This window comes from Ferrimonas balearica (assembly GCF_019802055.1).
GTDB classification, from domain to species: Bacteria; Pseudomonadota; Gammaproteobacteria; order Enterobacterales; family Shewanellaceae; genus Ferrimonas; species Ferrimonas balearica_A.
The window spans coordinates 247258-272010 of the sequence record NZ_JAHVHW010000004.1 but is presented as its reverse complement, the minus strand read 5'-3'; the positions used below and the strand labels follow the sequence as shown (position 1 = coordinate 272010).

Annotated in this window: 16 protein-coding genes; 13 read left to right on the top strand and 3 right to left on the bottom strand. The window is 60.2% G+C overall.

Features of this window, described 5'->3' with window-relative positions; all coding sequences use genetic code 11:
- Nucleotides 1-77: 77 nt before the first annotated feature.
- The 7 genes from KUV52_RS02120 to KUV52_RS02090 all read left to right on the top strand — a co-directional run bounded on the left by KUV52_RS02120 (nucleotide 78) and on the right by KUV52_RS02090 (nucleotide 9960).
- The gene (locus KUV52_RS02120; RefSeq protein ID WP_222524284.1) at nucleotides 78-1316 is read left to right on the top strand and encodes an exonuclease SbcCD subunit D C-terminal domain-containing protein; all 1239 of its coding nucleotides are present in this window, start codon (nucleotides 78-80) and stop codon (nucleotides 1314-1316) included.
- Nucleotides 1313-5044, top strand: a complete 3732-nt coding sequence (locus KUV52_RS02115; protein WP_222524283.1) for an AAA family ATPase — start codon at nucleotides 1313-1315, stop codon at nucleotides 5042-5044. Before KUV52_RS02120 ends, KUV52_RS02115 begins: the two co-directional genes overlap by 4 nt.
- Nucleotides 5045-5210: 166 nt before the next feature.
- Nucleotides 5211-6152 (top strand): porin, encoded by a 942-nt coding sequence (locus KUV52_RS02110; protein ID WP_222524282.1) that lies wholly within the window; start codon nucleotides 5211-5213, stop codon nucleotides 6150-6152.
- Nucleotides 6153-6288: 136 nt separating this feature from the next.
- Nucleotides 6289-6978, top strand: a complete 690-nt coding sequence (gene phoB / locus KUV52_RS02105; RefSeq protein ID WP_222524281.1) for a phosphate regulon transcriptional regulator PhoB — start codon at nucleotides 6289-6291, stop codon at nucleotides 6976-6978.
- A 34-nt stretch (nucleotides 6979-7012) separates the two neighbouring features.
- Nucleotides 7013-8317, top strand: coding sequence for a phosphate regulon sensor histidine kinase PhoR (phoR, locus tag KUV52_RS02100; protein WP_222524280.1), 1305 nt, complete (start codon nucleotides 7013-7015; stop codon nucleotides 8315-8317).
- A gap of 108 nt (nucleotides 8318-8425) precedes the next feature.
- Nucleotides 8426-9397 carry a PstS family phosphate ABC transporter substrate-binding protein gene (locus KUV52_RS02095; RefSeq protein WP_222524279.1) on the top strand — a complete coding sequence of 324 codons (972 nt, stop codon included), beginning with the start codon at nucleotides 8426-8428 and terminating at the stop codon, nucleotides 9395-9397.
- A gap of 110 nt (nucleotides 9398-9507) precedes the next feature.
- Nucleotides 9508-9960: an EVE domain-containing protein gene (locus KUV52_RS02090; RefSeq protein ID WP_222524278.1), complete on the top strand. Its 453-nt coding sequence runs from the start codon at nucleotides 9508-9510 to the stop codon at nucleotides 9958-9960.
- A 153-nt stretch (nucleotides 9961-10113) separates the two neighbouring features.
- On the opposite strand, the gene ppx is transcribed toward KUV52_RS02090, so the two are convergent.
- Both ppx and ppk1 read right to left on the bottom strand, forming a co-directional pair.
- Nucleotides 10114-11604 (bottom strand): exopolyphosphatase, encoded by a 1491-nt coding sequence (gene ppx, locus KUV52_RS02085; RefSeq protein ID WP_222524277.1) that lies wholly within the window; start codon nucleotides 11602-11604, stop codon nucleotides 10114-10116.
- Nucleotides 11605-11629: 25 nt separating this feature from the next.
- Nucleotides 11630-13705 (bottom strand): polyphosphate kinase 1, encoded by a 2076-nt coding sequence (gene ppk1 / locus KUV52_RS02080; RefSeq protein WP_222524276.1) that lies wholly within the window; start codon nucleotides 13703-13705, stop codon nucleotides 11630-11632.
- A 310-nt stretch (nucleotides 13706-14015) separates the two neighbouring features.
- Between ppk1 and KUV52_RS02075 the strand changes: the two genes are divergently transcribed.
- The 4 genes from KUV52_RS02075 to phoU are packed head-to-tail and all read left to right on the top strand — an operon-like array spanning nucleotide 14016 to nucleotide 19457.
- Nucleotides 14016-16244, top strand: a complete 2229-nt coding sequence (locus tag KUV52_RS02075) for an ABC transporter permease subunit (RefSeq protein ID WP_222524275.1) — start codon at nucleotides 14016-14018, stop codon at nucleotides 16242-16244.
- Nucleotides 16245-16252: 8 nt separating this feature from the next.
- Entirely contained in the window at nucleotides 16253-17902 is a 1650-nt protein-coding gene (gene pstA, locus KUV52_RS02070) for a phosphate ABC transporter permease PstA (protein WP_222524274.1), read from the top strand.
- Between the two features lie 15 nt (nucleotides 17903-17917).
- Nucleotides 17918-18736, top strand: a complete 819-nt coding sequence (gene pstB / locus KUV52_RS02065; protein ID WP_222524273.1) for a phosphate ABC transporter ATP-binding protein PstB — start codon at nucleotides 17918-17920, stop codon at nucleotides 18734-18736.
- A gap of 13 nt (nucleotides 18737-18749) precedes the next feature.
- A complete protein-coding gene (gene phoU / locus KUV52_RS02060; RefSeq protein WP_222524272.1) occupies nucleotides 18750-19457 on the top strand; it encodes a phosphate signaling complex protein PhoU in 708 nt (235 codons plus the stop codon).
- 64 nt (nucleotides 19458-19521) lie between these two features.
- Here the strand turns inward: phoU and ppk2 are convergent, their stop codons facing one another.
- Nucleotides 19522-20304 (bottom strand): polyphosphate kinase 2, encoded by a 783-nt coding sequence (gene ppk2, locus KUV52_RS02055; RefSeq protein WP_222524271.1) that lies wholly within the window; start codon nucleotides 20302-20304, stop codon nucleotides 19522-19524.
- Between the two features lie 151 nt (nucleotides 20305-20455).
- Here ppk2 and KUV52_RS02050 point away from each other — a divergent pair, with 151 nt between their 5' ends.
- Both KUV52_RS02050 and KUV52_RS02045 read left to right on the top strand, forming a co-directional pair.
- Nucleotides 20456-21595, top strand: coding sequence for an efflux RND transporter periplasmic adaptor subunit (locus KUV52_RS02050; protein WP_222524270.1), 1140 nt, complete (start codon nucleotides 20456-20458; stop codon nucleotides 21593-21595).
- 15 nt (nucleotides 21596-21610) lie between these two features.
- Nucleotides 21611-24724, top strand: a complete 3114-nt coding sequence (locus KUV52_RS02045) for an efflux RND transporter permease subunit (protein WP_222524269.1) — start codon at nucleotides 21611-21613, stop codon at nucleotides 24722-24724.
- Nucleotides 24725-24753 lie beyond the last annotated feature (29 nt).

Genomic DNA, 24753 nt, shown 5'->3' with positions numbered 1-24753 from the left:
CCGAGCAAATTCCAACGCTGACGCCAGCGCCATTCGCTTGGTATCCTAACGACGTTGCCCCTCTGACACCCTGATTTATGAACCTATTTCATACCGCTGACTGGCACCTGGGCCAGTTACTGCACGGCCATAGCCGCGCCTATGAACACCAGCAGTTCCTCACCTGGCTGCTGGACACCCTGGAAGCGGAGCAGGCGGATGCCCTGCTGATCTGCGGGGACATTTTCGACAGTGCGAACCCGCCCGCTTATGCCTGGCAGATGTTGTATCGCTTTCTGGCAGATTGCCGACGCAGGATGCCCAATCTTGACCTGATCCTGGTGGGGGGCAACCACGATTCGCCCGCTAAGCTGGATGCGCCTCACAGCCTGCTGGCGAGCTTTGGCATCACGGTGATTGGTCAGCTCCCCCGCACAGAGGAGGGGGAGCCCGACTGGTCGCGCTTGATCCTGCCGCTGACCGATGCCAGCGGAGATGTGGCCGCCTGGTGCCTTGCACTGCCGTTCTTGCGCAGTGCCGACCTGAACCTGGCGGACCCGGCGCTTAATGAGGCTGAGGACAAACTGATCGCTGGCGTAACCCGCTTGTATCAGCAGGGCGCAGAGTTGATGCAGGCCAAATCGGAGCCTCATCAGGCATTGATCGCCACCGGTCACGCCTATCTGGCGGGCACCGAGCTGTCGGAACTGTCGGAGCGTCGAATCCTCGGCGGCAACCAACATGCCCTGCCGGTCTCCGGTTTCCCCGACGCTCTGGACTACCTGGCTTTGGGGCATCTTCATAAAGCGCAACGGGTCGATAAGGCCGGTAAGGTGCGCTACAGCGGCAGTCCCATCCCCCTCTCTCTGGCGGAGGAGCATTACCCCCATCAGGTGAGAAAGCTCTGTTTCGATGGCAACCAGCTGCAATCGGATGAGGCACTGCGGGTACCCCGGACCGTGGAGATCCTCAGGGTGCCCGCCAAGCCTGCGCCACTGGCTGATGTGCTGGAGGCGATCGCCGCCCTGGATCTGCCTGAGGCGCCCTTGGCCACCCAGCCGTTGCTGGAAGTCCGCATAGCCCTCGACAAACCGGAGCCCCGCTTGCGGGAGCAGGTGGCCGCCGCGCTGGATGGCCGGGCGGTACGTCTGGCCCGGATCCAGGTGACCCACCCGGGGCAGGAGGAATCCACCACCGCCCTGGCGGAGGGGCTGTCTGAGCTGACCCCGGAGCAGGTGTTTGTCAGCGGTTATCAGTCCCGCTTTGGCGAAGACCCTGCGCCGACCCTGATGGCCGCGTTCTCTGAGTTACTGAATGAGATGGAGGAGCAGGCATGAAGATTTTGGCCATTCGGGGCGAGAACCTGGCCAGCCTGGCTCGTCCTTTTGATATTGAGTTGGCGGAGGGGCCGCTGGCTCAGTCCGGCTTGTTTGCCATCACCGGCCCCACCGGGTCGGGCAAAAGCACCTTGTTGGATGCTCTCTGTCTGGCGCTCTATGACCAGACGCCGCGCTACACCACCGGCCGTCAGGGCGCAGAAGTCGGGGCTCGTGATGGGGACAACAAGCTGTGGATCAAGAGCAACGACGTCAGGCAGATCCTGAGCCGGGGTAAGGCGGAAGGGTGGGCCGAAGTGGATTTCGTCGGCACCGACGGCGACCGCTACCGGGCCCGTTGGACCGTACGTCGTGCCCGGGGCAAGCTTGATGGCCGTTTGCAGAGCCAGGAGATGAGCCTCACCCACCTGGCCACCGGCAAGGTAGAGAGCGGCAAAAAAACCGAGGTGCTGGAGAGCATTGAGACCAAAATTGGGCTGAGTTGGGACCAGTTCCGCCGCGCGGTGTTGCTGGCTCAGGGGGACTTCGCCGCGTTTCTGAAAGCGACTCCGAAAGCCCGCTCTGAACTGCTGGAGCGGTTGACGGGCACGGAGATCTACAGCCGCATCGGCAGCGCCGCCTTTGAGCGGGGGCGCCGGGCGGAACAGGAGCTGGATAAGCTGCTGGAGGCCCGGGACAGCCTCGAACTGATGGATGAGGAGGCGCTGGCGGCGCTGGCCGCAGAGCTGACTGCGCTCACCGAAACGCTGCAAAGGGGCCAGGGGCTGTTGGCCGAAGCGGGAAGAGTCACCACTCTGGCAGAGCAGTGCCAGGGTCAAGAGGTTCGGATCCAGGCTGCTGCAGACAAGGTGGCGGAGCTTGAGGCCCGGCAGGGGGAGTTTGACGCCCTGGCGGAGCAGCTCCAGGTGTTTGACCGGGTGCAGTCTGCCCGCCCCCTCTATCAGGAGTTGAGCCAGCTGGATGTGGCCATGGCAGAGTCGGAGCCCAAGCTGGTGCGTCAGCGGGACGCCAGTCAGGCCAACCAGGCGCGCATGGCCGAGTTGGAGGGTCAACTGCCGGTTCTTCAGGCCGCCTTTACCGAGGCGGAGCAGGGGTGGCAACGCTGGCAGGGGCAGAGAGGCGAGGCGGAGCAGCTGCTGAGACAGCAGCAGGGCGTCAGCCAGGAACTGACCCAGTTGCAGTCCCGGCTTGACCCCTTAAAGGCCGCGCTGAAGCAGAGTGAAGCCCAGGCTGCGGAGCAACAGCATCGACTTGCTGCCCTGCAGCAGGAGCGTCAGCAGTTGCAGCAACTCCGTGAAGGGCACCCGGAGCTGGTTGCGTTGGCCGGTCAGTGGCCCCAGTGGCAGAAACGGCTGCTGGCACTGGGCCAGGACAGCGAGCAGTGGCACCGGTTACGGCAACAGCTGCGGCAGCTGCAGCCTGCGCTGGTACAGGAGCAGGCGGAGCTGAATCAGCTGACCCAACTGCGAGATCGACTGAACCGGGAGGAAGGGACGCTGGCCCAGGCGCTTTCCGAATGGCGTGCACAGGAGCCGGAAAACCGGGAAGCAGAGTCATTGGCAGAGCAGGAGCAGACCCTCCGTCACCTGGTGCATCTGCTGGAGCTGGAGAAGCGCCTGCAGCCCGAGGAGCGTCGCCGGATGGCGCTGGAGCAGGCATTGACCGAGCTGACCGAACAGCAGAGTCAGTGGCAGCCGCAGCGGCAAAAGCTGGAGCGGCAAATCGAAGCCAATACCATCGCATTTACTGAAGTTCAGCATCAAATCCAGCAGGCTCAGGCCACATTGGCGCTGGAACAGTATCGCCCCATCCTTGAGGACGGCGAGCCCTGTCCCCTTTGTGGTGGCACCGACCATCCCTATGCGTCCCAGCGTCCGGCCGTTGATGCGGTGCTCTCGGGAATGGCAGGGCGACTGGAAGCCTTGAAGCTGGAGATTGAGCGTGACCGGGCCACTCTGCACCGGGGATTGGCGCTGGCGGAGCAAGCCGGACGCAATGCCCAGCAGTGGCAGCGGGAACATCAAGAGCTGTCTCAGGCCCTGACTCAGCTGCGGGAGGCGCAACAGGGCGTGCTTGAGGCGCACCCGCAATGGCAGGGGCTCTCCCCCAGCCAACTGCATCACACCTACCAGCAACTGGAGCAGGCGCTGACTCAGGCACATCGTCAGCAGCAGCAGTGGCGCCAGTGGCAGCAGCAGGATAACCAGTTCCAGAAGCAACTGGAGGAGTTGCGCCAGGGTTTGGCGAGCGCACAGCAGCAACACCATCAGTGGGAGCTGTCGGTGAAGCAGGGGCAGGAGCGTCAGAGCCAGTTGGAGGCGGAACTGGCCCGACTGCAAACGGCACTGAAATCGGAGCAGGGGGAACTGGCCTCGGTGTTGCCTCAACTGCCCTGGTCTGAACTGGCTCAGTATCCGGCTCAACTGCCGCCACTGGTGGTGCAGCTGGACCGGGAGCTGGAGCAGCTGAGCCGGGCCCAAGCCCGATTGACTGAGCTGGAACAGGCGCTTGAGCATTGGCAGACAGAGAGTCAGACGCTGGCACTGGCGTTGCAGGAGCAACGAACCAGCATCGGAGTGCTGGAGCCCAAGCGTGCGGAGCTCGATGAGCTGGCGGAACAACTGGAGGGGGCGCTTCAGCGCTGCCTGGAAGGGGAGGCGCTGGAGGCGCGTCATCAACGTCTGTCCGATGCCTGGAAACGGGCTCAGACCTCATTGACTGAGGCGGAGCAGGCGCTGAATGGCGCACGAACAGAGCAGGCGGCGTTGGCCTCCGCCCTGACTCAGCTTGAGGAGAGTCGGGCGGCACAGCAGGCGCAGCGACGGGAGTGCGTGGCGCGCTGGAGTGCCCTGTTGCAGGAGCTGGGATTGGCTGAGCAACAGGTTCTGGCCCTGATGGGGCGGGACCACACCTGGCGACACGCTGAGCAGCAACGCGTTTCCGAATACCATCTGGCGTGCGAGGGCGCGCGCCGAGACCATCAGGGCGCCATTGCGGCATTGGCGGAGCGGCAGGCCAGCCATCAGACAGCTCAGGCCCAATGGCTGCAGAAGCTGGCTGAAAGCGAATTTGATGCGACGGACCTGGCGCAGCTGAAACAGGTGCTGGCGGTGCTGGAACGGCAGCAGTTTGAGCGTCGTCATCGGCAGGCGCAGCAGGCCAGCCTGAAGGAGCGGGCCGCACAACTGAGCGCACAGGCGCTGGAAGCGGAGCAAGCCTGTCGGGTTTGGCTGGAGCTGAAAGAGGTGATCGGCTCCGCCGACGGAAGTCGCTTCCGGGCGATGGCACAGTCCCTGACCCTGTCGCAGTTACTTCAGTTGGCCAACACCCAGCTGGCGGAGCTGGCGCCCCGTTACCGATTGCAGCAAACCCCGGGCAACGGCCTGGATCTGCAGGTGGTGGATGGCGATATGGGAGAGGAGATCCGGGCCATTGAGAGCCTGTCCGGCGGGGAGACCTTCCTGGTGTCCTTGGCCCTCGCCCTGGCGCTGTCGGCCCTGACCACCGGAGGCGGGCGGATCGGCTCCCTGTTTATCGATGAGGGGTTCGGTACTCTGGACCCGGATTCTCTGGAAATGGCCCTCTCCTGCCTGGATGCGTTGCAGGCAGCGGGGCGTCAGGTGGGGGTGATCTCCCATGTGCAGACACTGGTTGAGCGAATCGGCACGAGAGTGCAGTTGAGCGCCGCAGGAGGGGGCACCAGTCAGTTACGCGTTGTTGAGCGATAAGTTCGAACAACCCCTTGTTAAACGGGTGTTAATGCTATTGAATGCCGCTCAGGATTGTCACAAAACTGTCACGGCGGGTTGACATTTAACTGTCACAAAGCCTTGGCACACTTTGCGGCGTTTTCTCCTGAACCGGAAAACACCCGTTTAACAAGGAATAGAAATCATGTCTCTGAATCGCACTTTCCTGGCTGCCGCTGTGGCTGCCGCAATCCTGCCTGCTACCGCTGCCGCCGATGTGAACGTGTACGGCCGCCTGAACCTGACCGCTCAGTATGCTGACCTGGGTGGTGACAACAGCGAGGGTGAAACCCGTATCGCTTCCCACTCCTCCCGCCTGGGTGTGAAGGGCAGCCATGAGATCTCCCAGGGCCTGGAAGCCATCTACCAGGCGGAGTTTGGCATCAACGTGGTTGACGGCAGCGACGTGTTCTCCAACCGTAACCAGTTTATCGGCCTCAAAGGCGGCTTCGGTACCACCACCATCGGTCGCCGCGACACCGCGCTGAAGCGCTCTCAGGGCAAGGTTGATCAGTTCAGCGATTACGAAGGGGATATCAATGCCCTGTTCCGTGGTGAGAACCGTGCTTCCCAACAGATCTCCTACGCCACGCCGAGCATCGCCAACCTGTTCACTGCGGAAGTCACCTACGTTGCGGAAGGGGACAGTAAGCAGTTGGGCGAAAGCGGCTTCTCCGTAGCCGGTATGGTGGGTGACGCCAACTACAAGAAGCAGCCCTTCTACGCGGCTGTGGCCTACGACAGCAAAGTGCACGACTACGACGTACTCCGTGTCACCGTTGGCGGTAAGATCGCTGGCTTCGAACTGGGCGCCATGTACAACGACCAGGAAAAAGTCTCCACCGGCGCATCCTATGACGGCTTTATGGTGTCTGCCGCCTACAGCCTGGGTGCCACCAAGCTGAAAGCCCAGTACCAGGATGCGGATGGCAGGAACAAGTTTGCCGATTCCGGTTCCGTTTACTCCGTGGGTGCAGAACACAAGATGTCCAAGCAGCTGCGTCTGAACGCCTACTACACCGGTACCAGCTACGACACTCAGGACAACGACAGCGTGTTTGCCGTCGGCCTGCGCTACGACTTCTGAGTTATTGTCGCAACCGGTAAAAAGAGGGCCATTGGGCCCTCTTTTTATTACACTCCTTGTCAGGAATTCATATTTCTGTCATTTGTTGGACAGATAATCATCCGCGAACTGTCACTCGTGGATCCAAAAGCCTGTTATGACTGCCAATATCCTGATTGTTGAAGATGAATCCGCCATTCGCGAAATGCTGACCTTTGTGCTGGAGCAGCACGGGTTCCGCACCACCAGTGCGGCGGATTATGACCAGGGCCTCAGCGCCATCAGCGAACCGTACCCCGATCTGGTCCTGCTGGATTGGATGCTGCCCGGTGGCAGCGGGATCCAACTGGCCAAGAGCCTGCGTCAGGACGAACACACCCGTCAGATCCCCATCATCATGCTGACCGCTCGCGGTGAGGAGGAGGATCGGGTTCGCGGCCTGGAAGTCGGCGCCGACGACTACATCACAAAGCCCTTCTCTCCCAAGGAGCTGGTGGCCCGCATCAAAGCGGTACTTCGCCGCTCCGCGCCGACTCGTCTGGAGGAGGCAGTCGAGGTTCAGGGATTGCGCCTCGACCCGGTTTCCCACCGCGTGACGGTGGAGGAGCAGGGGTTGGACATGGGGCCGACCGAGTTCCGTCTGCTGCACTTCTTTATGACGCACCCGGAGCGGGTATACAGCCGTGAGCAACTGCTGGATAACGTCTGGGGCACCAACGTCTACGTGGAAGATCGCACCGTCGATGTTCACATCCGCCGCTTGCGCAAAGCGATTCAGGAAACCGGGCACGATAAGCTGATTCAGACCGTCCGTGGGGCCGGTTACCGCTTTTCCACCAAAATCTGAGGGTTCATGGGGCAAACCTACTTGGACGTAAAACATGTTTGAGTCCTACTCCGGCTACCGTTTGCTGTTGAAGCTGGTGATGTGGATGGCCCCCTGGGCGCTGTTGGGCCTGCTGCTGGATCAGCTGGCCCTTGCTCTGCTTATCGGCTCATGGTTACTGCTGTTCTGGCACTACCGTCACCTCAATAAACTGGCCCACTGGCTGTGGCATGACCGCCGCCTGACACCGCCCCATGGCAGTGGCAGCTGGGAACCGATCTTCAATGGCATCTACCGGCTTCAGGGCAAGAACCGTCGTCGACGCGCCCAGTTGGCCCGCCTTTTGTCCCGGTTTCGGGAAGGGGCCGAGGCGTTGCCTGACGCTGCCATGGTGTTGGGGCCGGAGGGGCAGATCCTCTGGAGTAACCGCCTGGCGGAGCACCTGCTGGGGATCCGCTGGCCTCAGGATGCCGGCAACCGCATCCACAATCTGCTGCGCCATCCCCGCTTTGTTAAGTACTGGAACAAACGCCGCTTCTCCGAACCGTTGGAGCTGGTCTCCCCGGTCAATGGCAGCTGGCTGCTTGAGGTGCGGATTATGGCGTATGGCGACAGCCAGCGCCTGCTGATTGCCCGGGATGTGACCCGCCTGCGCCAGTTGGAGCAGATGCGCCGGGACTTTGTTGCTAACGTCTCCCATGAGCTGAAAACGCCCCTTACCGTGCTGCAGGGCTATGTTGAGATGATGCAGATGACCTGCGAGCCGGAATCGATGCAGGGGCGGCAGTTCAAGGCGATGGAGGAGCAGTCGATCCGGATGAAAACCCTGATTGACCGGCTGCTGACCCTCTCACGAATCGAGTCGGCGACGGATCTCGATCTGGAGCATATTGTTGATGTTCCTGCCCTGATGGCGACCCTTCAGCAAGAGGGGGAATCCTTGGCCTCCGGCAGTCACAGACTGGTGTTTGAGGTGGATCCGGACCTGAAGGTTTTTGGTGACGAGATGCAGCTGCACAGCGCCTGCGCCAACTTGGTTCAGAACGCCATCCGCTATACGCCGCCCGGAAGAGAGATCCGGGTCAGCTGGTCCCGAAATGGCGAGCGGGCCCGGTTTGAGGTTCAGGACCAGGGCGAGGGGATCCCTCCGGAGCATCTGCCCAGACTGACGGAACGCTTCTACCGGGTGGATAAGGCGCGCTCACGGGATACCGGGGGCAGTGGCCTGGGTTTGGCCATCGTTAAGCATGCGCTGAACCACCACAACAGTCAGCTGGAGATCCAATCCGTGGTGGGTAAGGGCAGCCGTTTTGCCTTCGAACTGCCTGCTACCCTGGTGGTGCCGAGAAAAGCCAGCTGACTCCGCTGTTCATTATTGCGACATCAAACTGTCACCGAATTGTCATCTGCCCTGCCGATACTGCCTTTGTGATTGGTAACCCGATACCGGATAACTCTGGAGTTACTTATGAAAATCAAACACCTCGTCGGCGCTTTGAGTTTGACTCTTGCCGGTCTTTTCAGTGCCTCCTCGGCTGCCGCCATCGACCCGGCGCTGGCGGATTATCAGAAAACCAGCGGGGTGGCAGGGAACCTCTCCTCGGTGGGATCCGACACCCTGGCCAACATGATGACCCTGTGGGCCGAGGAGTTCCGCAAGCAATACCCCAACATCAATCCCCAGATCCAGGCCGCGGGCTCCTCCACTGCGCCACCGGCGCTGACTGAGGGTACCTCCCAGTTCGGGCCGATGAGCCGTAAGATGAAGCCGAATGAAGAGGAAGCCTTTATTAAGCGCTATGGCTACAAGCCGACTCCCATTCGTGTGGCCATCGATGCGTTGGCGGTATTTGCCCATAAGGACAACCCCATTGAGGGGCTGACCATTGAGCAACTGGATGGGATCTTCTCCTCCACCCTGCGCTGCGGCGGCAGTCCGGTGAGTCGTTGGGGTGATCTGGGCCTGAGCGGTTCCTGGGCCAATCGGGACATTCAGCTGTATGGCCGCAACTCGGTGTCCGGCACCTACGGTTACTTCAAGAAGAAAGCGTTGTGTAAAGGGGACTTTAAGCCCAGCGTCAACGAGCAGCCCGGCTCCGCATCCGTGGTGCAGTCGGTCTCCACCTCGCTGAACGCCATTGGCTACTCCGGCATCGGCTACAAAACCGCAGGCGTACGTGCGGTGCCGCTGGCCAAGTCCGGTTCTGAGTTTGTGGAAGCTACAGCGGCCAATGCGGCCAGTGGCCAGTACCCCCTGAGTCGTTACCTCTACGTGTACGTCAACAAACACCCCAACCGCCCGCTGGACCCGATGGTGGCGGAGTTCATCAAGTTTATGCTGTCCAGACAGGGGCAGGAGGTTGTCCAGAAGGATGGCTATGTGCCCCTGCCGCAAACGGTGATCGCCAAGGATCTCGAGCGACTGGGTATTCCCTTGTAACGCCTCGGATTGGTAAGCAACGCCCCGCTGATGCGGGGCGTTTTGCTTTGAGGGCGCTCCCTTGGGCTTTCGGTTACACTGAAGTCCCTTTCTCTTTCATGATCAACGCTATGGCTTACTGGCTGTTTAAAACCGAACCGGATACCTTCTCTATCGATACCTTGAGAGCCCAGGGCACCAGCTGCTGGGAGGGCGTTCGGAACTATCAGGCCCGCAACCTGATGCGTGATGAGGTGAAGGTGGGGGATAAGGTGTTTATCTACCACTCCTCCTGCAAGCATGTCGGCGTGGCGGGGATAGCGACGGTTTCCAGGGAAGCTTACCCGGACCCCTATCAGTTTGATCCCGAGAGCCCCTACTTCGATCCCAAGTCAGACCCAGACAACCCGCGCTGGATCATGGTGGACGTCTCCTATGAGCAGCATCTGCCCCTGATCAGTCTGGCGTCCATCAAAGCCAATCCGGAGCTGTCCGAGATGGTGTTGGTCAAACGCAGCCGACTGAGCATCCAGCCGGTTACGGAAACGGAGTGGCAGGCGATCCTGGCGATGATGAATCGCTGAGAGAGTGAAGCCCGCGTCTGAGACGCGGGCTTCTTCGTTTTCTCTGCCTGTCAGGGCACGCTTACCCTTTTAATCGGTAACCGATTTCCGCCGGTCGCTGCCCGGACATGGATACTCAGAGAGGGTGGCGGACAAGCGTAATGACGCTCCCGGTTACTCTCCCCAACTCAGTTGCCAGCCGATGGAGTGCAGGTGCTCCGCTTCCTGTTCCAGGTCCGCCAACAGGAGGGCATCATCGGTTAACGCTTCCGGCAGGGTGAGGTGTACTGCTCGCTTCTGCCAGGTCAGCGTGGGCAGGGCAACATGGTGGCGGCGACCCAGGTGCCAGATCACCGACAGGCGCAGACAGACCAACAAGCCCAGCATCTGACTGCCTTTGGCCAGTTCCAGGTTGGGCGGTTCGCACTCGTCCAGCCGTTTGCGGTGCCAACGTCCGAGAAACGCGAGCAGTTGCTGCTGCTCCAGATAGAATCCGGCCATATTACTGTTGGCCAGTATGTACTCGGAATGGCGCTGTACCCCTTTGGAGTTCAGTGCCAATCCCACCTCATGAAGCTGTCCGCCCCAGTACAGCAACTCCTCCAAGGCGTCGTCTGCGCTGGATTGGGCGCGATAGCAGTGACACGCGGTGTCCGCCACCCGCTTGGCGTGGCGCACGTCCACATGATAAAGCCGCTGCATCGCTTCCACCGTGTGCTGGCACACCGAAGGCTGGGGAGCCCGGTTGGCCATCTCAAAGATCACCCCTTCCCGAAGCGCCGCGTCACAGAATCCCATCTCCTGGATCTCCAGCGCCCGGAAGCACCCCAGCAACACGGCCAATCCTGCAGGCAGTACCGGCCGTCGGCTTTCGGACAGGTAGGTCATCCCCATCTTGTCGATGTGACCCGCATCCGCCAGTTTACTCACCAGCTTCTCCAGGGATTTTCGGGTGATCAGTGGCTGCTCAAACTCCTGAAGGCAGACCTGTGTCAGTGCCTTGATGGTGCCAGAGGTGCCAAGGGCGGCCTGCCACCCTTGTTGCTGGTAGCGCTCCAGCAGGGGTTCCAACCGTTGCTGCGCCGCCAGAATCGCTTTTTCAAACCGCTTGATGCTGAGTTTGCCCTGATCGAAATACCGGTCCTGGAAGCTGACGCACCCCATGTTGAGGCTCTCCAGCTGAAACGGTTCGCCATCCTGGCCGATGATCAGTTCGGTGCTGCCACCGCCGATGTCGATCACCAGGGTGGGCACATCCAACTCCTCGGCGTGGCTGACGCCGTGGAAGATCAGGCGTGCCTCCTCGCGTCCGGCAATCACCTCAATGGGTTGGTCGAGAATCAGGCGGGCTTGCTTGAGAAAAGTGTTGCGGTTGGGGGCCTGGCGCAGGGCATAAGTGGCGACCAGGCGAAGGTCACTGATCTGACTCTCCTGCAATCGCTGAGCAAACTGCTCCAGGCACTCCAGTCCCCTCTGCATGGCGTCGTCGGCGAGGTTACCCGCCTTATCCATCCCCTCCGCCAGAGAGACGCGCTGCTTGACCCGGTGAAGGATCTGCACGTTGTTTTCCATCACCCGTGCGATCGCGAGGTGAAAGCTGTTGGAGCCCATATCGATGGCGGCGATGGTGGCGCCAACCTGGGCGGGTCGATGAGTCTGTGGCATGGCGTTACCGTTCAGAGGCTTAACTTCAGAGTGCCAAAGGCTTTTGCTCCACTTCCACCAGATAATCGTAGATGGCGATCTGGCTGCGCACCTTTTTCCGGTTGCCCCGCGCCACGTACTCGTTGTCCTGCGCCCGGTTCAACACCCGTGCCTTGGTGGTGTCCTGCCATTGAATGGCCAGGATATCCAGGATCTGCCGCTTCAGGTGGGGGGCATAGATGGGACACCCTACCTCAATACGGTTATCGATATTGCGGCCCATCCAGTCGGCGCTGGTGATGAACACCTTCGGGTCTCCCCCGTTTTCAAACACCATCACCCTGGGGTGCTCCAGGAAGCGGTCGACCACGGAGATCGCCTTGATGTTTTCCGACACGCCGGGCACTCCGGGCAGCAGCGCGCACATGCCGCGGATGATCAACTGCACTCGAACGCCATTGCGGGAGGCGTCATAGAGTCGTTTGACTAGGCCAGTGTCCACCAGGTTGTTCACCTTCAGGGTGATGCCAGCCGGTTGGCCCGCCAGTCGGTTTTGCACCTCCCGATCGATCAGGCTGTAGAGCTTGCGGCGGGCGTCCACCGGTGAGACCAGCAGGTGCTGGAACTTCACCCGACGGTAGGGGTGCTCGATAAAATCGAACACCGCCTCCACCTCCCGGGTGAGCTCCGGGTCGCGGGTAAACAGCGCAAAGTCGGTGTAGACCTTGGCGGTTTTCTCATGGAAGTTGCCGGTGCCGATGTGGGCGTAGTGCACCATCTCCCCATGCTCCACCCGGCTGATCAGGCACAGCTTGGAGTGGATCTTCAGGGTGGGGATACCGAAGTTGACCTTCACCCCGGCATCGGTCAGATGGCGGGCCCACTCGATATTGGCCTCTTCGTCGAAACGGGCGCGCAGTTCTACCACCACAGTAACGTCTTTGCCGTTTTTGACGGCGTCGGTCAGGGCGTTGATCACCTGGGAGTTGGAGGCCACCCGGTAGATGTTGATCTTGATGACCTTAACGGCGGGGTCATAGGCGGCCTGGCGCAGCCACTCGGTCAGGTGGCTGAACTTGTGGTAGGGGTAGTAGAGCAGCACATCACTTGCGGTGATCGCGTCAAAACCGGTTTTGAAGTCGGTGAACTGCCGGGTGGAGAGCGCCGGCAGCTTTTTGTGCTCCAGGTATTTGCGGCCCGGGTTCGGGAAGGACATAAAATCCCGGAAGTTGTGGTAGCGGCCCCCGGGGGTCACGGAGTCGTAACTGGCTACCCCCAGTGATTCACGCAGGATATCGAGCATGGTTTCCGGCATCTCCCGGTCGTGGACCAGACGCACCGGTTCGGCGGTGAGTCGCTGCTTCAGGCCGGAGGACATCTTCTCCAGCAGGCTCAATTCAATCTCATCGGAGAGGTCATACTCCGCATCCCGGGTCAGCTTCATTGAGTAACAGCGCAGGGAATCGAACTCCAGGATGCCGTCGAACAGCTCAGCCAGACAGTGGCGAATGATGTTGTCGAGCAGGATCAGTGTCTTACGGGCTTTGCTGCCTTCAGAGGGCAGTTGCACAAAGCGGGCTAGCTTACCGGAGGGCACCGGGATAAAGGCGTAGCGCACCTTGTCCTGATGGCGGATCTCGGTGGTCAGATAGGTGATGCCATCCTCCAGGCACATATCCAGGTCGGTGTCCTTGGTCAGCAGGATGGGGATGATATGGCGGCGGATCTTGTCGCGGAAATGGCGCTTAAGCCATCTCCCCTGGCCTTCGCTCAACTGGGTTTCGTTGACCAGGAAGATGTTACGTCGGGCCAGGTCCAGCAGAAGTTGACGGTAGATGTCGTCAAACTGGGTCTGGAGGGTCATTACTTTGGCGTTGATCTCCGCCATCAGGGTGCGGGCCGCCTGGCCACCCCCTTTGGCCTCCGCGATCAGGATGCGGCGGCGCAGGTCCGCCACCCGCACCCGGAAAAATTCGTCCTGGTTATTGGAAAAGATGCCAAGAAAACGAACCCGTTCGATTACCGGGTTTTCCGGGTCAGCCGCTTCCTGCAGCACCCGTTCGTTAAAGGAAAGCCAGCTGAGTTCTTTGTCCAGGTAGGGAAAAGTGATTTGTGCCGACATGGTGCCCCTTAGTGTCCCTGAAGGTGTGTACGTCGCGGCAGTCTGGGTCATCAAGATGTCATCCAGATGAAATCCCGACATGATACTGACGATACTATCACCGCTTGCTTCGGGATCCATCGCGACTTTGGCTTAGGTTCGACCCAATAAGCCTTCGTATTTGCCAATGATATCTATAGGTTACCTCTGGTATTCTGCACAAGCGTGATCGGGGTCAAGTCGCCGGTGTATGTCACCGGACTGTCATATAAACGACATATAATGCCGCATCGTATTAAAGAGCACCCCGCAGCGGGCCGAAAGGAAAGGGATGGAAGTCGCGAGCGCAGAACGGTTTAAAGGCAGTCAGCGTCGCCGTATCAAAGACAAGTTGGCTGAACTGAGCATCACCGCAGGCGGTATCATGGTGCTGGTGGCGCTTATCCTGATCTTTTTCTACCTGCTCTACGTTGTTGCCCCCTCCTTCAAAAGCGCCAGCATCATGCCCCGTGCCGAGATGGAGCCGATCTCCGAAGCCGCTACCATCAAGTTAGGGCTGGATGAAGCCAACGCCTGGGCCTATCGCTTTAACCGAGGCGGGGAGGCGGAGTTCTATCCACTGGACAGCGGTGAGCCAATGCGTTTACCCCTGGGGGTGCCGGATGGGGTTCAGATCGCCAGTAGCGCGCTCTCCCAACCCGCCACAGCAACGGCGGCGCTGGGGCTGGATAATGGCCAGGTGCTGGTGGCCAAGGCCCAGTTTGATATCAGTTACCCCAATGACATCCGCACCATCCATCCCGGTGTACGTTATCCCCTGGGGGACGCTCTGGTTACGCTGGATGCCGATGGCGAAGCGATCTCGGCACTGGCGTTTGAGCGCAACGACGATGCCACCACCTTTGTCTGGGCGGGCGCAGACGATGCGCAGATGACCCTGACCCGGCTGGCGGCGGAAGTGGACTTCCTGACCGATGAGATCACCTGGGTTCGTGACGACGTCACCCTGCCTCGTCTGCCCGCTTCGGTGGATGAACTGCTGATCAGCCCCGATCAGCGTCAGCTGTTTGTGCTGGCCAACAACGAGGTCGGTGTCTGGAATATCCGCAACCTGGACTCTGTGGCGAAAACCCAGCAGCTTGTCGCCGCCGAGCCCGGGGCTCAAATCACCGATATCGCCCTGCTGGCGGGCGCCAGTTCTCTGCTGGTGGCCAACGACAACGGCGTGGTCAGCCAGTGGTTTATGGTGAACTCCCCCGAGGGTCGCCAGTTTGCCCGTATCCGCGATTTCCACCATGGCGCGCCCATTACCGCGCTGACCACCGAGTACTTCCGCAAGAGTTTTGCCGTTGGCGACATCGAGGGTGGCGTGGCGCTGTACTACACCACGTCGGAGCGGGAACTGCTTGATGTCCGTTTCGACGGAGAGCGACTGCATGACGCCGCCTTTAGTCCACGCTCTAATGGTCTGGTGCTGCAAAGCGGTGACACCATTCGCGTATTCCAGGTGGACAACCCGCATCCGGAGGTGTCGTTCAGCGCACTGTGGCAGAAGGTGTGGTACGAGGGGTATCCCGAGCCCGCTCATGTGTGGCAATCCACCTCAGGCTCCGACGATTTTGAAGCCAAGCTGGGCCTGATGCCTCTGGCGTTCGGCACCCTGAAGGCGGCACTTTACGCCATGCTGTTTGCGGTGCCCCTGGCGATTGCCGGAGCCATCTACACCGCCTACTTTATGTCTCCCAAGGTGCGTGGCTTCGTCAAACCGACGGTGGAGATCATGGAAGCGCTGCCCACGGTGATTCTGGGTTTCCTGGCGGGACTCTGGCTGGCGCCGCTGGTGGAAGCCAATCTGCCCGGGATCATCCTGCTGTTGCTGGCCTTGCCCCTGACCATGCTGGTGGCGGCCTTTGCCTGGCACAAATCACCGGAGTGGATCCGAAACAGTCAGTGGGGGGAATACCGGGAACTGCTGCTGTTGCCACTGCTGTTATTGGTGGGCTGGTTGGTGATGGCCGCCAGTCCCTACCTGGAACTCTACCTGATGGGGGGCGATGCCCGGGGCTTCGTCACCAACACCCTGGGGATCACCTTTGATCAACGCAACGCGCTGGTGGTGGGGCTGGCGATGGGCTTCGCCGTGATCCCCACCATCTTCTCCATTGCGGAAGATGCGGTGTTCTCCGTGCCCCGTCATCTGATCAATGGCTCTCTGGCCTTGGGGGCAACCCAGTGGCAAACCCTGACCCGTGTGGTGCTTCTGACCGCCAGCCCCGGCATCTTCTCCGCGGTGATGATGGGCTTTGGCCGAGCGGTGGGGGAGACCATGATCGTGCTGATGGCCACCGGTAATACCCCGCTGATGGAGTGGAACATCTTTCAGGGGATGCGCACCCTGGCCGCCAATATTGCGGTGGAGATGCCGGAATCGGCCATTGACAGCACCCACTACCGGGTGCTGTTCCTGACCGCCTTTGTACTCTTTGTTTTTACTTTTATTTTCAACACCCTGGCTGAGTACATCCGTCAGCGGCTGCGTGAAAAATACAGCACCTTGTAGGGATGAGCATGGGAAAGTGGTTTAAATCGGGAAGCCCCTGGATCTGGATGACCGCCGGTGCGGTCAGCCTGTCCCTGGTGGCCGTGCTCGGACTGCTGTTGCTGATCGCCTGGCGGGGCTTGACCTACTTCTGGCCCTCCACCCTGTACCAGTGGGAGTTGCAACACCTGGATGGTCGTCAGGAGCAACTCATTGGTGAGATCTACGATCGGGAGTGGGTGCCTGTGGAGCGCTTGCTTGATGCAGGCATTCCTCTGGTCACTGACGAGGAGTTTGTTGAGCGCCTGCTGGTGAAAACCGGCAACCGTGAGTATGTGCCACTGGATTTCCGTTGGGTGCTGGCGCCCACCATCGTCTCCACTGAAACCCCGCAGGATCTGGCCGTGATTGAGCGCAGCCGCAACGGCAACTTTTACGGTTTCCCGGTGGCGTTGGTGGAGGGAGAACGGACCATCCGGGGTCCCGAACTGACGGCAGCGCTGCCCAAAGCGATTGAGGCCGCCAATGCTCTGACTGAACAGGCGGACAAACTGCAGCGCTCCGACATCGGTCGCATCAACCACCAGCTTGAAACGCTCCGCCTGGAGGAGCGCCGGTTGCAACTGGAGGGTAAGGACACCGAGGAGGCGTTGGCGCAGATCGCGGCCCGCAGAGACGCGCTCAATCAGTCCTACCTTGAGTTGGAACGAGAGCTGTTCGGCCTGCGTGCCCAGGCGGGGAAAAATGCGCTGCTGGTGACCGATATGCGCGGTGAAACGGTGCGTCTGCCCCTCAGTGAAGTAAAGGGGCTGACCTTCTCCAACGCGCTGTCACTGCCCGGTAAGGCCTGGCACTGGCTGAAGTCGGTGGGCCAGTTTGTGGTGGATGAACCCCGGGAAGCGAACACCGAGGGTGGGGTCTTTCCAGCCATCTTTGGCACCGTCTTTATGGTGTTGTTGATGGCGGTGATTGTGACCCCCTTTGGCGTGATGGCGGCGGTTTATCTCCATGAGTACGCCCATAAAGGACCCATCACCCGGCTTATCCGCATCGCGGTGATCAACTTGGCCGGGGTACCTTCCATTGTCTATGGCGTCTTTGGCCTGGGCTTCTTTGTCTATATGGTGGGGGGCTCCATCGATCAGCTGTTCTATCCGGAGGCGCTGCCCAATCCGGTCTTCGGTACGCCGGGCGTACTGTGGTCGGCACTGACGCTGGCGATTCTGACCCTGCCGGTGGTGATCGTCTCCACCGAGGAGGGGTTGAGTCGCATCCCCTCCGCCGTGCGGCAGGGCAGTCTGGCTTTGGGAGCGACCAAAGCGGAGACCTTGTGGCGCATCGTATTGCCGATGGCCAGCCCAGCCATTATGACCGGCCTTATCCTGGCTGTGGCCCGGGCGGCGGGCGAAGTGGCGCCGCTGATGCTGGTTGGTGTGGTGAAGCTGGCCCCGCAACTGCCGGTGGATGGCAACTTCCCCTATGTGCACCTGGACCGAAAGTTCATGCACCTGGGCTTCCATATTTACGATGTTGGGTTCCAGAGTCCCAATGTCGAAGCGGCTCGACCGCTGGTGTACGCCACGTCGTTCCTGTTGGTGACGGTGATCGTTGCACTGAACCTCACCGCCATTGGCGTGCGTAACCACCTGCGGGAGAAGTTCCGCGCTTTTGAACATTAAGCGAGGACGATCTTTATGTTGTCTATCGAAACCGCGGTAAGCCGTAATCGACCCCTGGATCTGACGTCATTGAGTCCTGAACAGACCGCCTTTGAGATTCGGGATCTCAACCTCCACTACGGTGATAAACCGGCGCTGGAGGGGATTGAGATGAAGATCCCCAAAAACCAGGTGACCGCCTTTATCGGCCCCTCCGGCTGCGGCAAATCCACCCTGTTGCGCTGCCTGAACCGGATGAATGACCTGATTGATGGTTGTAAGGTCTCGGGCGAGATTCTGCTGAACAACAGCGACATTCACCATCGCAGCGTGGACGTGGCGGCACTGCGCCGTAATGTCGGCATGGTGTTCCAGCGCCCCAACCCCTTTCCCAAGTCGATCTACGAAAACGTGGTGTACGGATTGCGCCTGCAGGGTATCAACGATCGTCGTCGCCTGGATGAAGCGGTGGAAAAAGCGCTCAAGGGCGCGGCCCTGTGGGACGAGGTGAAAGACCGCCTTGGCGACAACGCCTTTGGTCTTTCCGGCGGGCAGCAGCAGCGTCTGGTCATCGCCCGGGCCATTGCCATTGAGCCTGAGGTTCTGCTGCTGGATGAGCCCACTTCGGCGCTGGACCCGATCTCCACCCTCACCATTGAGGAGCTGATCACCAGCCTGAAGAGCCGCTTCACCGTGGTGATCGTGACCCATAATATGCAGCAGGCGGCGCGGGTATCGGACAACACCGCCTTTATGTACCTGGGCAAGCTGATCGAGTACAGCGACACCAACACCCTGTTCACCACCCCGGCTAAGAAACAGACCGAGGATTACATTACCGGCCGTTACGGCTGACGACGGAGATTTCATGGACAACCTGAATCTGAGCAAGCACATTTCCGGCCAGTTCAATGCGGAGCTGGAGGATGTCCGTAATCGGGTGATGGCGATGGGTGGCCTGGTGGAGGAGCAGTTGACCAACGCGCTGTCCGTCCTTCACAGCGGCGATGATGAATTGGCCCGCAAAGTGGTGGCACGGGATCGCAAGGTCAACACGCTTGAGGTGTCCATCGACGAGGAGTGCACCCGAATCATTGCCAAGCGCCAGCCCGCCGCCTCTGACCTGCGTCTGGTACTGGCGATCTCCAAGACGGTTTCCGATCTGGAGCGCATCGGTGACAGTGCTGAGCGTATCGCCCGTCTGGCAACGGAGCATCACTCAAAGCGTCAGCGCGGGATGCTGGTGTCGATGGAGGCGATGGGACGTCACACCCTGAAGATGCTGCACGATGTACTGGATGCCTTCGCCCGGATGGATGTGGAGGCGGCGATGCGGATCCACAAAGAGGACGCTAAGGTCGATAACGAGTACGAGGCGGTGGTGCGCCAGTTGATGACCTTTATGATGGAAGACCCCCGCTCCATCCCCAATGTGCTGGATGTGCTCTGGGCGGCCCGGGCTCTGGAACGGGTAGGGGACCGTTGCCAGAACATCTGCGAATACATCATCTACTACGTCAAGGGTAAGGATGTGCGCCACCTGGATATGAACCAGGTGGAAGACCTGCTGAAGTGATCCCAGCCCTGTTATCAACAAAGCGCCCGGCCAATGCCGGGCGTTGTTGTGTTCAGGGTGTGGCTTAAGCCTCATCCTCGGGATAGTGATCCTTCACCCAGGTTTGTTCCTCCATCGGCGGGCGCACGTAGCCTCGGCTGTCGAGCGGGGGTAGGGTGATCTCCGGGTAGTCGATCTTCTCGTAGGGGATCTGGCTCAGCAGATGGCGGATGCAGTTCAGGCGGGCTTTGCGCTTATCGTCGGAATCGATGACGTACCAGGGGCTGTGACGGGTGTCGGTATGGGCAAACATCCGGTCTTTGGCCTGAGAGTAAAGCTGCCATCGGGTGCGGGACTCCAGATCCATCGGGCTGAATTTCCAGCGCTTTACGGGGTCATTGATTCGCTCCAGAAACCGCTGTTCCTGCACCTGATCGGAAACGGAGAACCAGTACTTGATCAGGATGATGCCGGCGCGGATCAGCATCCGCTCAAACTCAGGACAGGCGCGCAGGAAGTCGTTGTACTCCGGCTCAGTGCAGAATCCCATCACATGCTCTACGCCCGCACGGTTGTACCAACTGCGGTCAAACAGCACCATCTCACCTGCGGCTGGAAGATGCGCGACATAGCGTTGGAAGTACCACTGGGTTTTTTCGCGGTCAGAGGGGGCTGGCAGCGCGGCGATACGACAGACCCGAGGATTCAGCTTCTCGATGATGCGTTTGATGGTGCCCCCTTTGCCAGCGGCATCCCGCCCCTCAAAGATGACCACCACCTTCAGCTTCTCCCGCTTAATCCACTCCTGCAGAGCCACCAGCTCCACCTGCAGAGATTTCAGCTCCGCTTCGTAGTGCGCCTTTTTCATGCAACCTCCTTGATGGCATACCCTCTAACTGTAACCAAACCATTGGATATGAAAAAGAAAACCCAAAAGATGTAGCGGCAATTGCTGCAGTTGATTGGTACTATTGTGAGCAGGGTTTTTCAAATATGGCCAGGTGGGCCGGGGAGAGAGCATGAGAGGGATCCAGCTAGCGATGGGTGTCGTGGCGTTAATGATGGCCGGGTGCGGCAAGGTGGCGCATCAGCCGGATCTGCCGCCCCCCAGCGTACAGGTGCGCGCCGTGGCCCTTGAGCAGGTACGCCCGTCTGCTGAATTTGTTGGTCGTACCCAGGCGTTTGAGGATGTGCACATTCAGGCTCAGGTCTCCGGTCAGTTGGTTCAGCGCCACTTTACTGAGGGGGATAAGGTCAGTCAGGGCGACCTGCTGTTCTCCCTCGACCCGGAGTCCTTCCAGGCCCAGGTGAACCAGGCCAACGCGGTTCTGGCGCAGGCGGAAGCGGCACGGGATGTGGCGGTAATCAACTGGGAGCGGGGTCGCCGCCTCCACCCGGACGGTGTGATCTCCGATACCGATATGGATGAGCTCACCAGCCGTAAACTGCAGGCGGAAGCTCAGGTGGTGCAGGCGAAGGCGGGTCTGGATGCGGCCGCGCTGCAGCTGGAGTACGCCCAGGTACGGGCCCCCATCACGGGCCGCATCTCCAACGCCTTTGTCTCCACCGGGGATTTGATCACCCCGCAAACTCAACTGGCCACACTGGTTCAGAGCGACCCCTTCTGGGTGACGTTCCAAGCCTCAGAGCGCCAGATGGCCGCCGCTCGCACCTTCACTCAACAGAACCCGGATCAGGCGGTACGTTTGTCCGATCTCGATGTGGAGATGCGGATGCCGGATGGCGAGATGTATGACCAGATCGGCTTCATCGATTTCGTCGACAACCGGGTGGATGCGGCCACCGGTACGGTGAATCTGCGTGCCAAGTTCACCAATCCGGACGGCTGGGTGCTGCCCGGTACCTACGTCACCCTGGTGATTCGTCCCCAGGAAACCGAAGCCCGTCTTCTGGTACCCCAGGCTTCCGTTCAGGAGGACCAGCAGGGTCGCTACGTGATGGTGCTGGGCGAAGGCAACCAGGTGAATAAGCGCATGGTGACTCTGGGCCAGCGCTATGGCGTTCAGTGGGCGGTTCTGGAAGGGCTGAAAGAGGGCGAGACCATCGTGGTGGAGGGGCTGCAGAAGATCCGTCCCGGCGCCGTGGTCAACCCGGTGGTACAGGAGATTCAACCCTTTAAGCAGGACGCTCAGGGTTAAGCCGGGAGAGCCACTATGATTAGCCAGTTTTTTGTCTCCAGGCCCAAATTTGCCTTTGTTATCTCGATTGTCCTGACCCTGGCGGGGCTGCTTTCCATTCCGGTGCTGCCGGTGGCGGAGTTCCCCAATGTGTCGCCGCCGCAGATTGCGGTCAGCACCAGCTACCCCGGTGCCAGCGCCGATGTGGTGAAGGACACCATTGGCCAGGTGATTGAGAGTGAAGTGAACGGGGTGGAGGACATGATCTACATGGAGTCCAAGTCCTCCAACGATGGCTCCTATTCACTTACCGTGACCTTTGAAGTGGGCGTTGATGCCGATATGGCTCAGGTGAACGTCCAGAACCGGGTGCAGCAGGCGCTGCCGCGATTGCCTGCAGAGGTGACCCAACAGGGGGTGAAGGTTAAGAAGAAGAGCCCCAACTTCCTGATGTTGGCCAACCTCTATTCGCCCAATGGCACCTTTGATGGCCTCTACCTGACCAACTACGCCGGCCTCAACATCAAGGACACCCTGGCGCGGGTCAGCGGCGTGTCGGAAGTGCAGATCATCGGTGGCATGGATTACGCCATGCGGATCTGGCTCAACCCCAACACCATGGCTTCCCTGTCTGTCACCACCTCCGATGTGATTTCGGCGCTGCGTGAGCAGAACATTCAGGTGGCCGCGGGCCGGATTGGTGCGGCGCCGGTCGACCCTGACCAGCAGTTCCAGTACAGCCTGCAGACTCAGGGCCGTCTCTCCCATCCGGAAGAGTTTGCAGAGGTGGTGATCCGCTCCAACCCCGATGGTTCCAAAATCGTGGTGGGCGACGTTGCCCGGGTGGAGCTGGGCAGTCAGTTCTATGACGCTCAGGGTAAGTTGGATAACGCCCCCAGCGCCATCATCGCGGTTTACCAGAGCCCCGACGCCAACGCTCTGGAGGTGGCCAAAGGGATCCGTACCGAGATGGCACGCCTCTCCGAGGGCTTCTCTGACGACCTGACCTACGACATCCTCTATGACACCACTGAGTTTGTGGAGGTCTCTATCCAGGAGGTGGTGGAAACCCTGTTTATCTCCGTCGGCCTGGTGGTGCTGGTGGTGTTCATCTTCCTGCAGGATTTCCGCTCCACTCTGGTGCCGGCCATCGCCATTCCGGTATCGCTGGTGGGCACATTTGTGTTCCTGCTGATGTTCGGCATGACCATCAACACCGTTTCTCTGTTCGCCCTTATCCTGGCGATCGGGATCGTGGTGGATGACGCCATCGTGGTGGTGGAGAACGTCACCCGACTGATGGAAGAGAAGGGGATGGACCCCCGCACCGCCACCATCGAGGCGATGAAAGAGGTGACCGGCCCCATCGTCGCCACCTCGCTGGTGTTGCTGGCGGTGTTCGCGCCCACGGCGGTGATGCCGGGCATCACCGGTCAGATGTACGCCCAGTTCTCGGTTACCATCTGTGTGTCGGTGCTTATCTCCTCGATCAACGCCCTGACCCTGTCCCCCGCGCTGTGTGCGTCGCTGCTGCGACCGCCCAAACAGCATGAAACGGGTTTCCATGCCGCGTTTAACCGTCACTTTGATCGCCTGACCGGCAGCTACAGTGGGCTGGTCGCCAGTCTTATCCGCAAATCTTCACTGGTGATGCTGGCGTTTGTGGCAGCGATTGGTGCCACCGCCTATCTGGGCGTCAGTCTGCCCTCCGGCTTTGTCCCCTCTGAGGACAAGAAGAGCTTTATGGTGGATCTGCAGTTGCCCGATGGCGCGTCCCTGAACCGGACCGAAGAGGTGATGAAGGATCTGGTGGCGTTGACGCTCGAGCAACCCGGCGTTTCCAACGTGATTCACGCCTCCGGCTTCTCGGTGCTGACCGGCTCCGTAGCCTCCAACGGGGGGCTGTTGGTGGTGGTTCTGGATACCTGGGAGGACCGCACCGCACCGGAGCTTTCTGATAAGGCGATTCTGCGCAGCCTGCAGGCCAAGTACTCGGCGGACCCCAGGGTCAATGCCATGGCCTTTGCGCTGCCACCACTGCCCGGCGTGGGTAATGTAGGCGGTTTCGAATTTGTTCTGCAGGACACCATGGGCCGCAGCGCAGCGGAACTGGCGTCTGTGATGCGGGGATTGATCATCGAGGCCAATCAGGAGCCAGCCATCGCGATGGCGTTCTCCAACTTCCGGGCTGATGTACCGCAGATGTATGTCGATGTGGACCGGCAGAAGGCCAAGGTGCTGGGGATCCCGCTGACCGAAGTGTTCTCCACACTGCAGACCATGCTCGGCGGTGCCTACATCAACGACTTTAACCGCTTCGGCAAAACCTTCCGGGTGATGGCTCAGGCGGAGATGGATTTCCGGAATTCGGAACAGGACATCAGCAAGTTCTATGTGCGTACGTCCGCTGGCGAGATGGTGCCGCTTTCCACTCTGGTGACCATCACCCCAATCCTGGGGCCGGAAGTGGTGTCCAGTTACAACCTCTATGGCTCGGTCACCATCAACGGCATCCCGGCACCGGGTTTCAGCTCGGGTGAAGCGATTGCAGCGATGCAGCGAGTGGCGGACCGGGTTCTGCCGGCGGGGTACCAGTATGAGTGGACCGGACAGACCTATCAGGAGATTAAGGCTGGCAACCTGGCGCCCTTTATCTTCTCTCTGGCGCTGGTGTTCACTTATCTGTTCCTGGTGGCGCAGTATGAGAGCTGGACCATTCCGCTGGCGGTAATGCTGTCGGTGCCGGTGGCGATTCTTGGGGCCTTCCTCAATGTCCTGATTGCCCAGGCCGACGTGAACCTCTATACCCAGATTGGTCTGGTGCTGTTGATCGGGATGGCATCGAAGAACGCCATCCTGATTGTGGAGTTTGCCAAGCAGCAGAGGGAGGCGGGGCACAGCATTGTCGATGCCGGTCAGGAGGCTGCGCGTATGCGTTTCCGCGCCGTACTGATGACCGCCTTCTCCTTCATCCTCGGGGTATTGCCGCTGGTGCTCGCCAGTGGGGCAGGGGCAGCCAGCCGCCACTCACTGGGTTATGCCGTCTTTGGCGGAATGATTGCAGCAGGCATCGTGGGAACACTGCTGGTGCCGGTGTTCTACGTGGTATTGCAGCGATTGAGGGAGCGCTTCAAGGGGCAACCCGCCTAATCGGGGATTTCTCCGCTTATTCTTCGATA

Excerpts from the sequence above, each read along its gene's own strand:
- KUV52_RS02120 (WP_222524284.1), top strand. The coding sequence starts at position 78 with ATGAACCTATTTCATACCGCTGACTGGCACCTGGGCCAGTTACTGCAC.
- KUV52_RS02115 (WP_222524283.1), top strand. The coding sequence starts at position 1,313 with ATGAAGATTTTGGCCATTCGGGGCGAGAACCTGGCCAGCCTGGCTCGT.
- KUV52_RS02110 (WP_222524282.1), top strand. The coding sequence starts at position 5,211 with ATGTCTCTGAATCGCACTTTCCTGGCTGCCGCTGTGGCTGCCGCAATC.
- phoB (WP_222524281.1), top strand. The coding sequence starts at position 6,289 with ATGACTGCCAATATCCTGATTGTTGAAGATGAATCCGCCATTCGCGAA.
- phoR (WP_222524280.1), top strand. The coding sequence starts at position 7,013 with ATGTTTGAGTCCTACTCCGGCTACCGTTTGCTGTTGAAGCTGGTGATG.
- KUV52_RS02095 (WP_222524279.1), top strand. The coding sequence starts at position 8,426 with ATGAAAATCAAACACCTCGTCGGCGCTTTGAGTTTGACTCTTGCCGGT.
- KUV52_RS02090 (WP_222524278.1), top strand. The coding sequence starts at position 9,508 with ATGGCTTACTGGCTGTTTAAAACCGAACCGGATACCTTCTCTATCGAT.
- ppx (WP_222524277.1), bottom strand. The coding sequence starts at position 11,604 with ATGCCACAGACTCATCGACCCGCCCAGGTTGGCGCCACCATCGCCGCC.
- ppk1 (WP_222524276.1), bottom strand. The coding sequence starts at position 13,705 with ATGTCGGCACAAATCACTTTTCCCTACCTGGACAAAGAACTCAGCTGG.
- KUV52_RS02075 (WP_222524275.1), top strand. The coding sequence starts at position 14,016 with ATGGAAGTCGCGAGCGCAGAACGGTTTAAAGGCAGTCAGCGTCGCCGT.
- pstA (WP_222524274.1), top strand. The coding sequence starts at position 16,253 with ATGGGAAAGTGGTTTAAATCGGGAAGCCCCTGGATCTGGATGACCGCC.
- pstB (WP_222524273.1), top strand. The coding sequence starts at position 17,918 with ATGTTGTCTATCGAAACCGCGGTAAGCCGTAATCGACCCCTGGATCTG.
- phoU (WP_222524272.1), top strand. The coding sequence starts at position 18,750 with ATGGACAACCTGAATCTGAGCAAGCACATTTCCGGCCAGTTCAATGCG.
- ppk2 (WP_222524271.1), bottom strand. The coding sequence starts at position 20,304 with ATGAAAAAGGCGCACTACGAAGCGGAGCTGAAATCTCTGCAGGTGGAG.
- KUV52_RS02050 (WP_222524270.1), top strand. The coding sequence starts at position 20,456 with ATGAGAGGGATCCAGCTAGCGATGGGTGTCGTGGCGTTAATGATGGCC.
- KUV52_RS02045 (WP_222524269.1), top strand. The coding sequence starts at position 21,611 with ATGATTAGCCAGTTTTTTGTCTCCAGGCCCAAATTTGCCTTTGTTATC.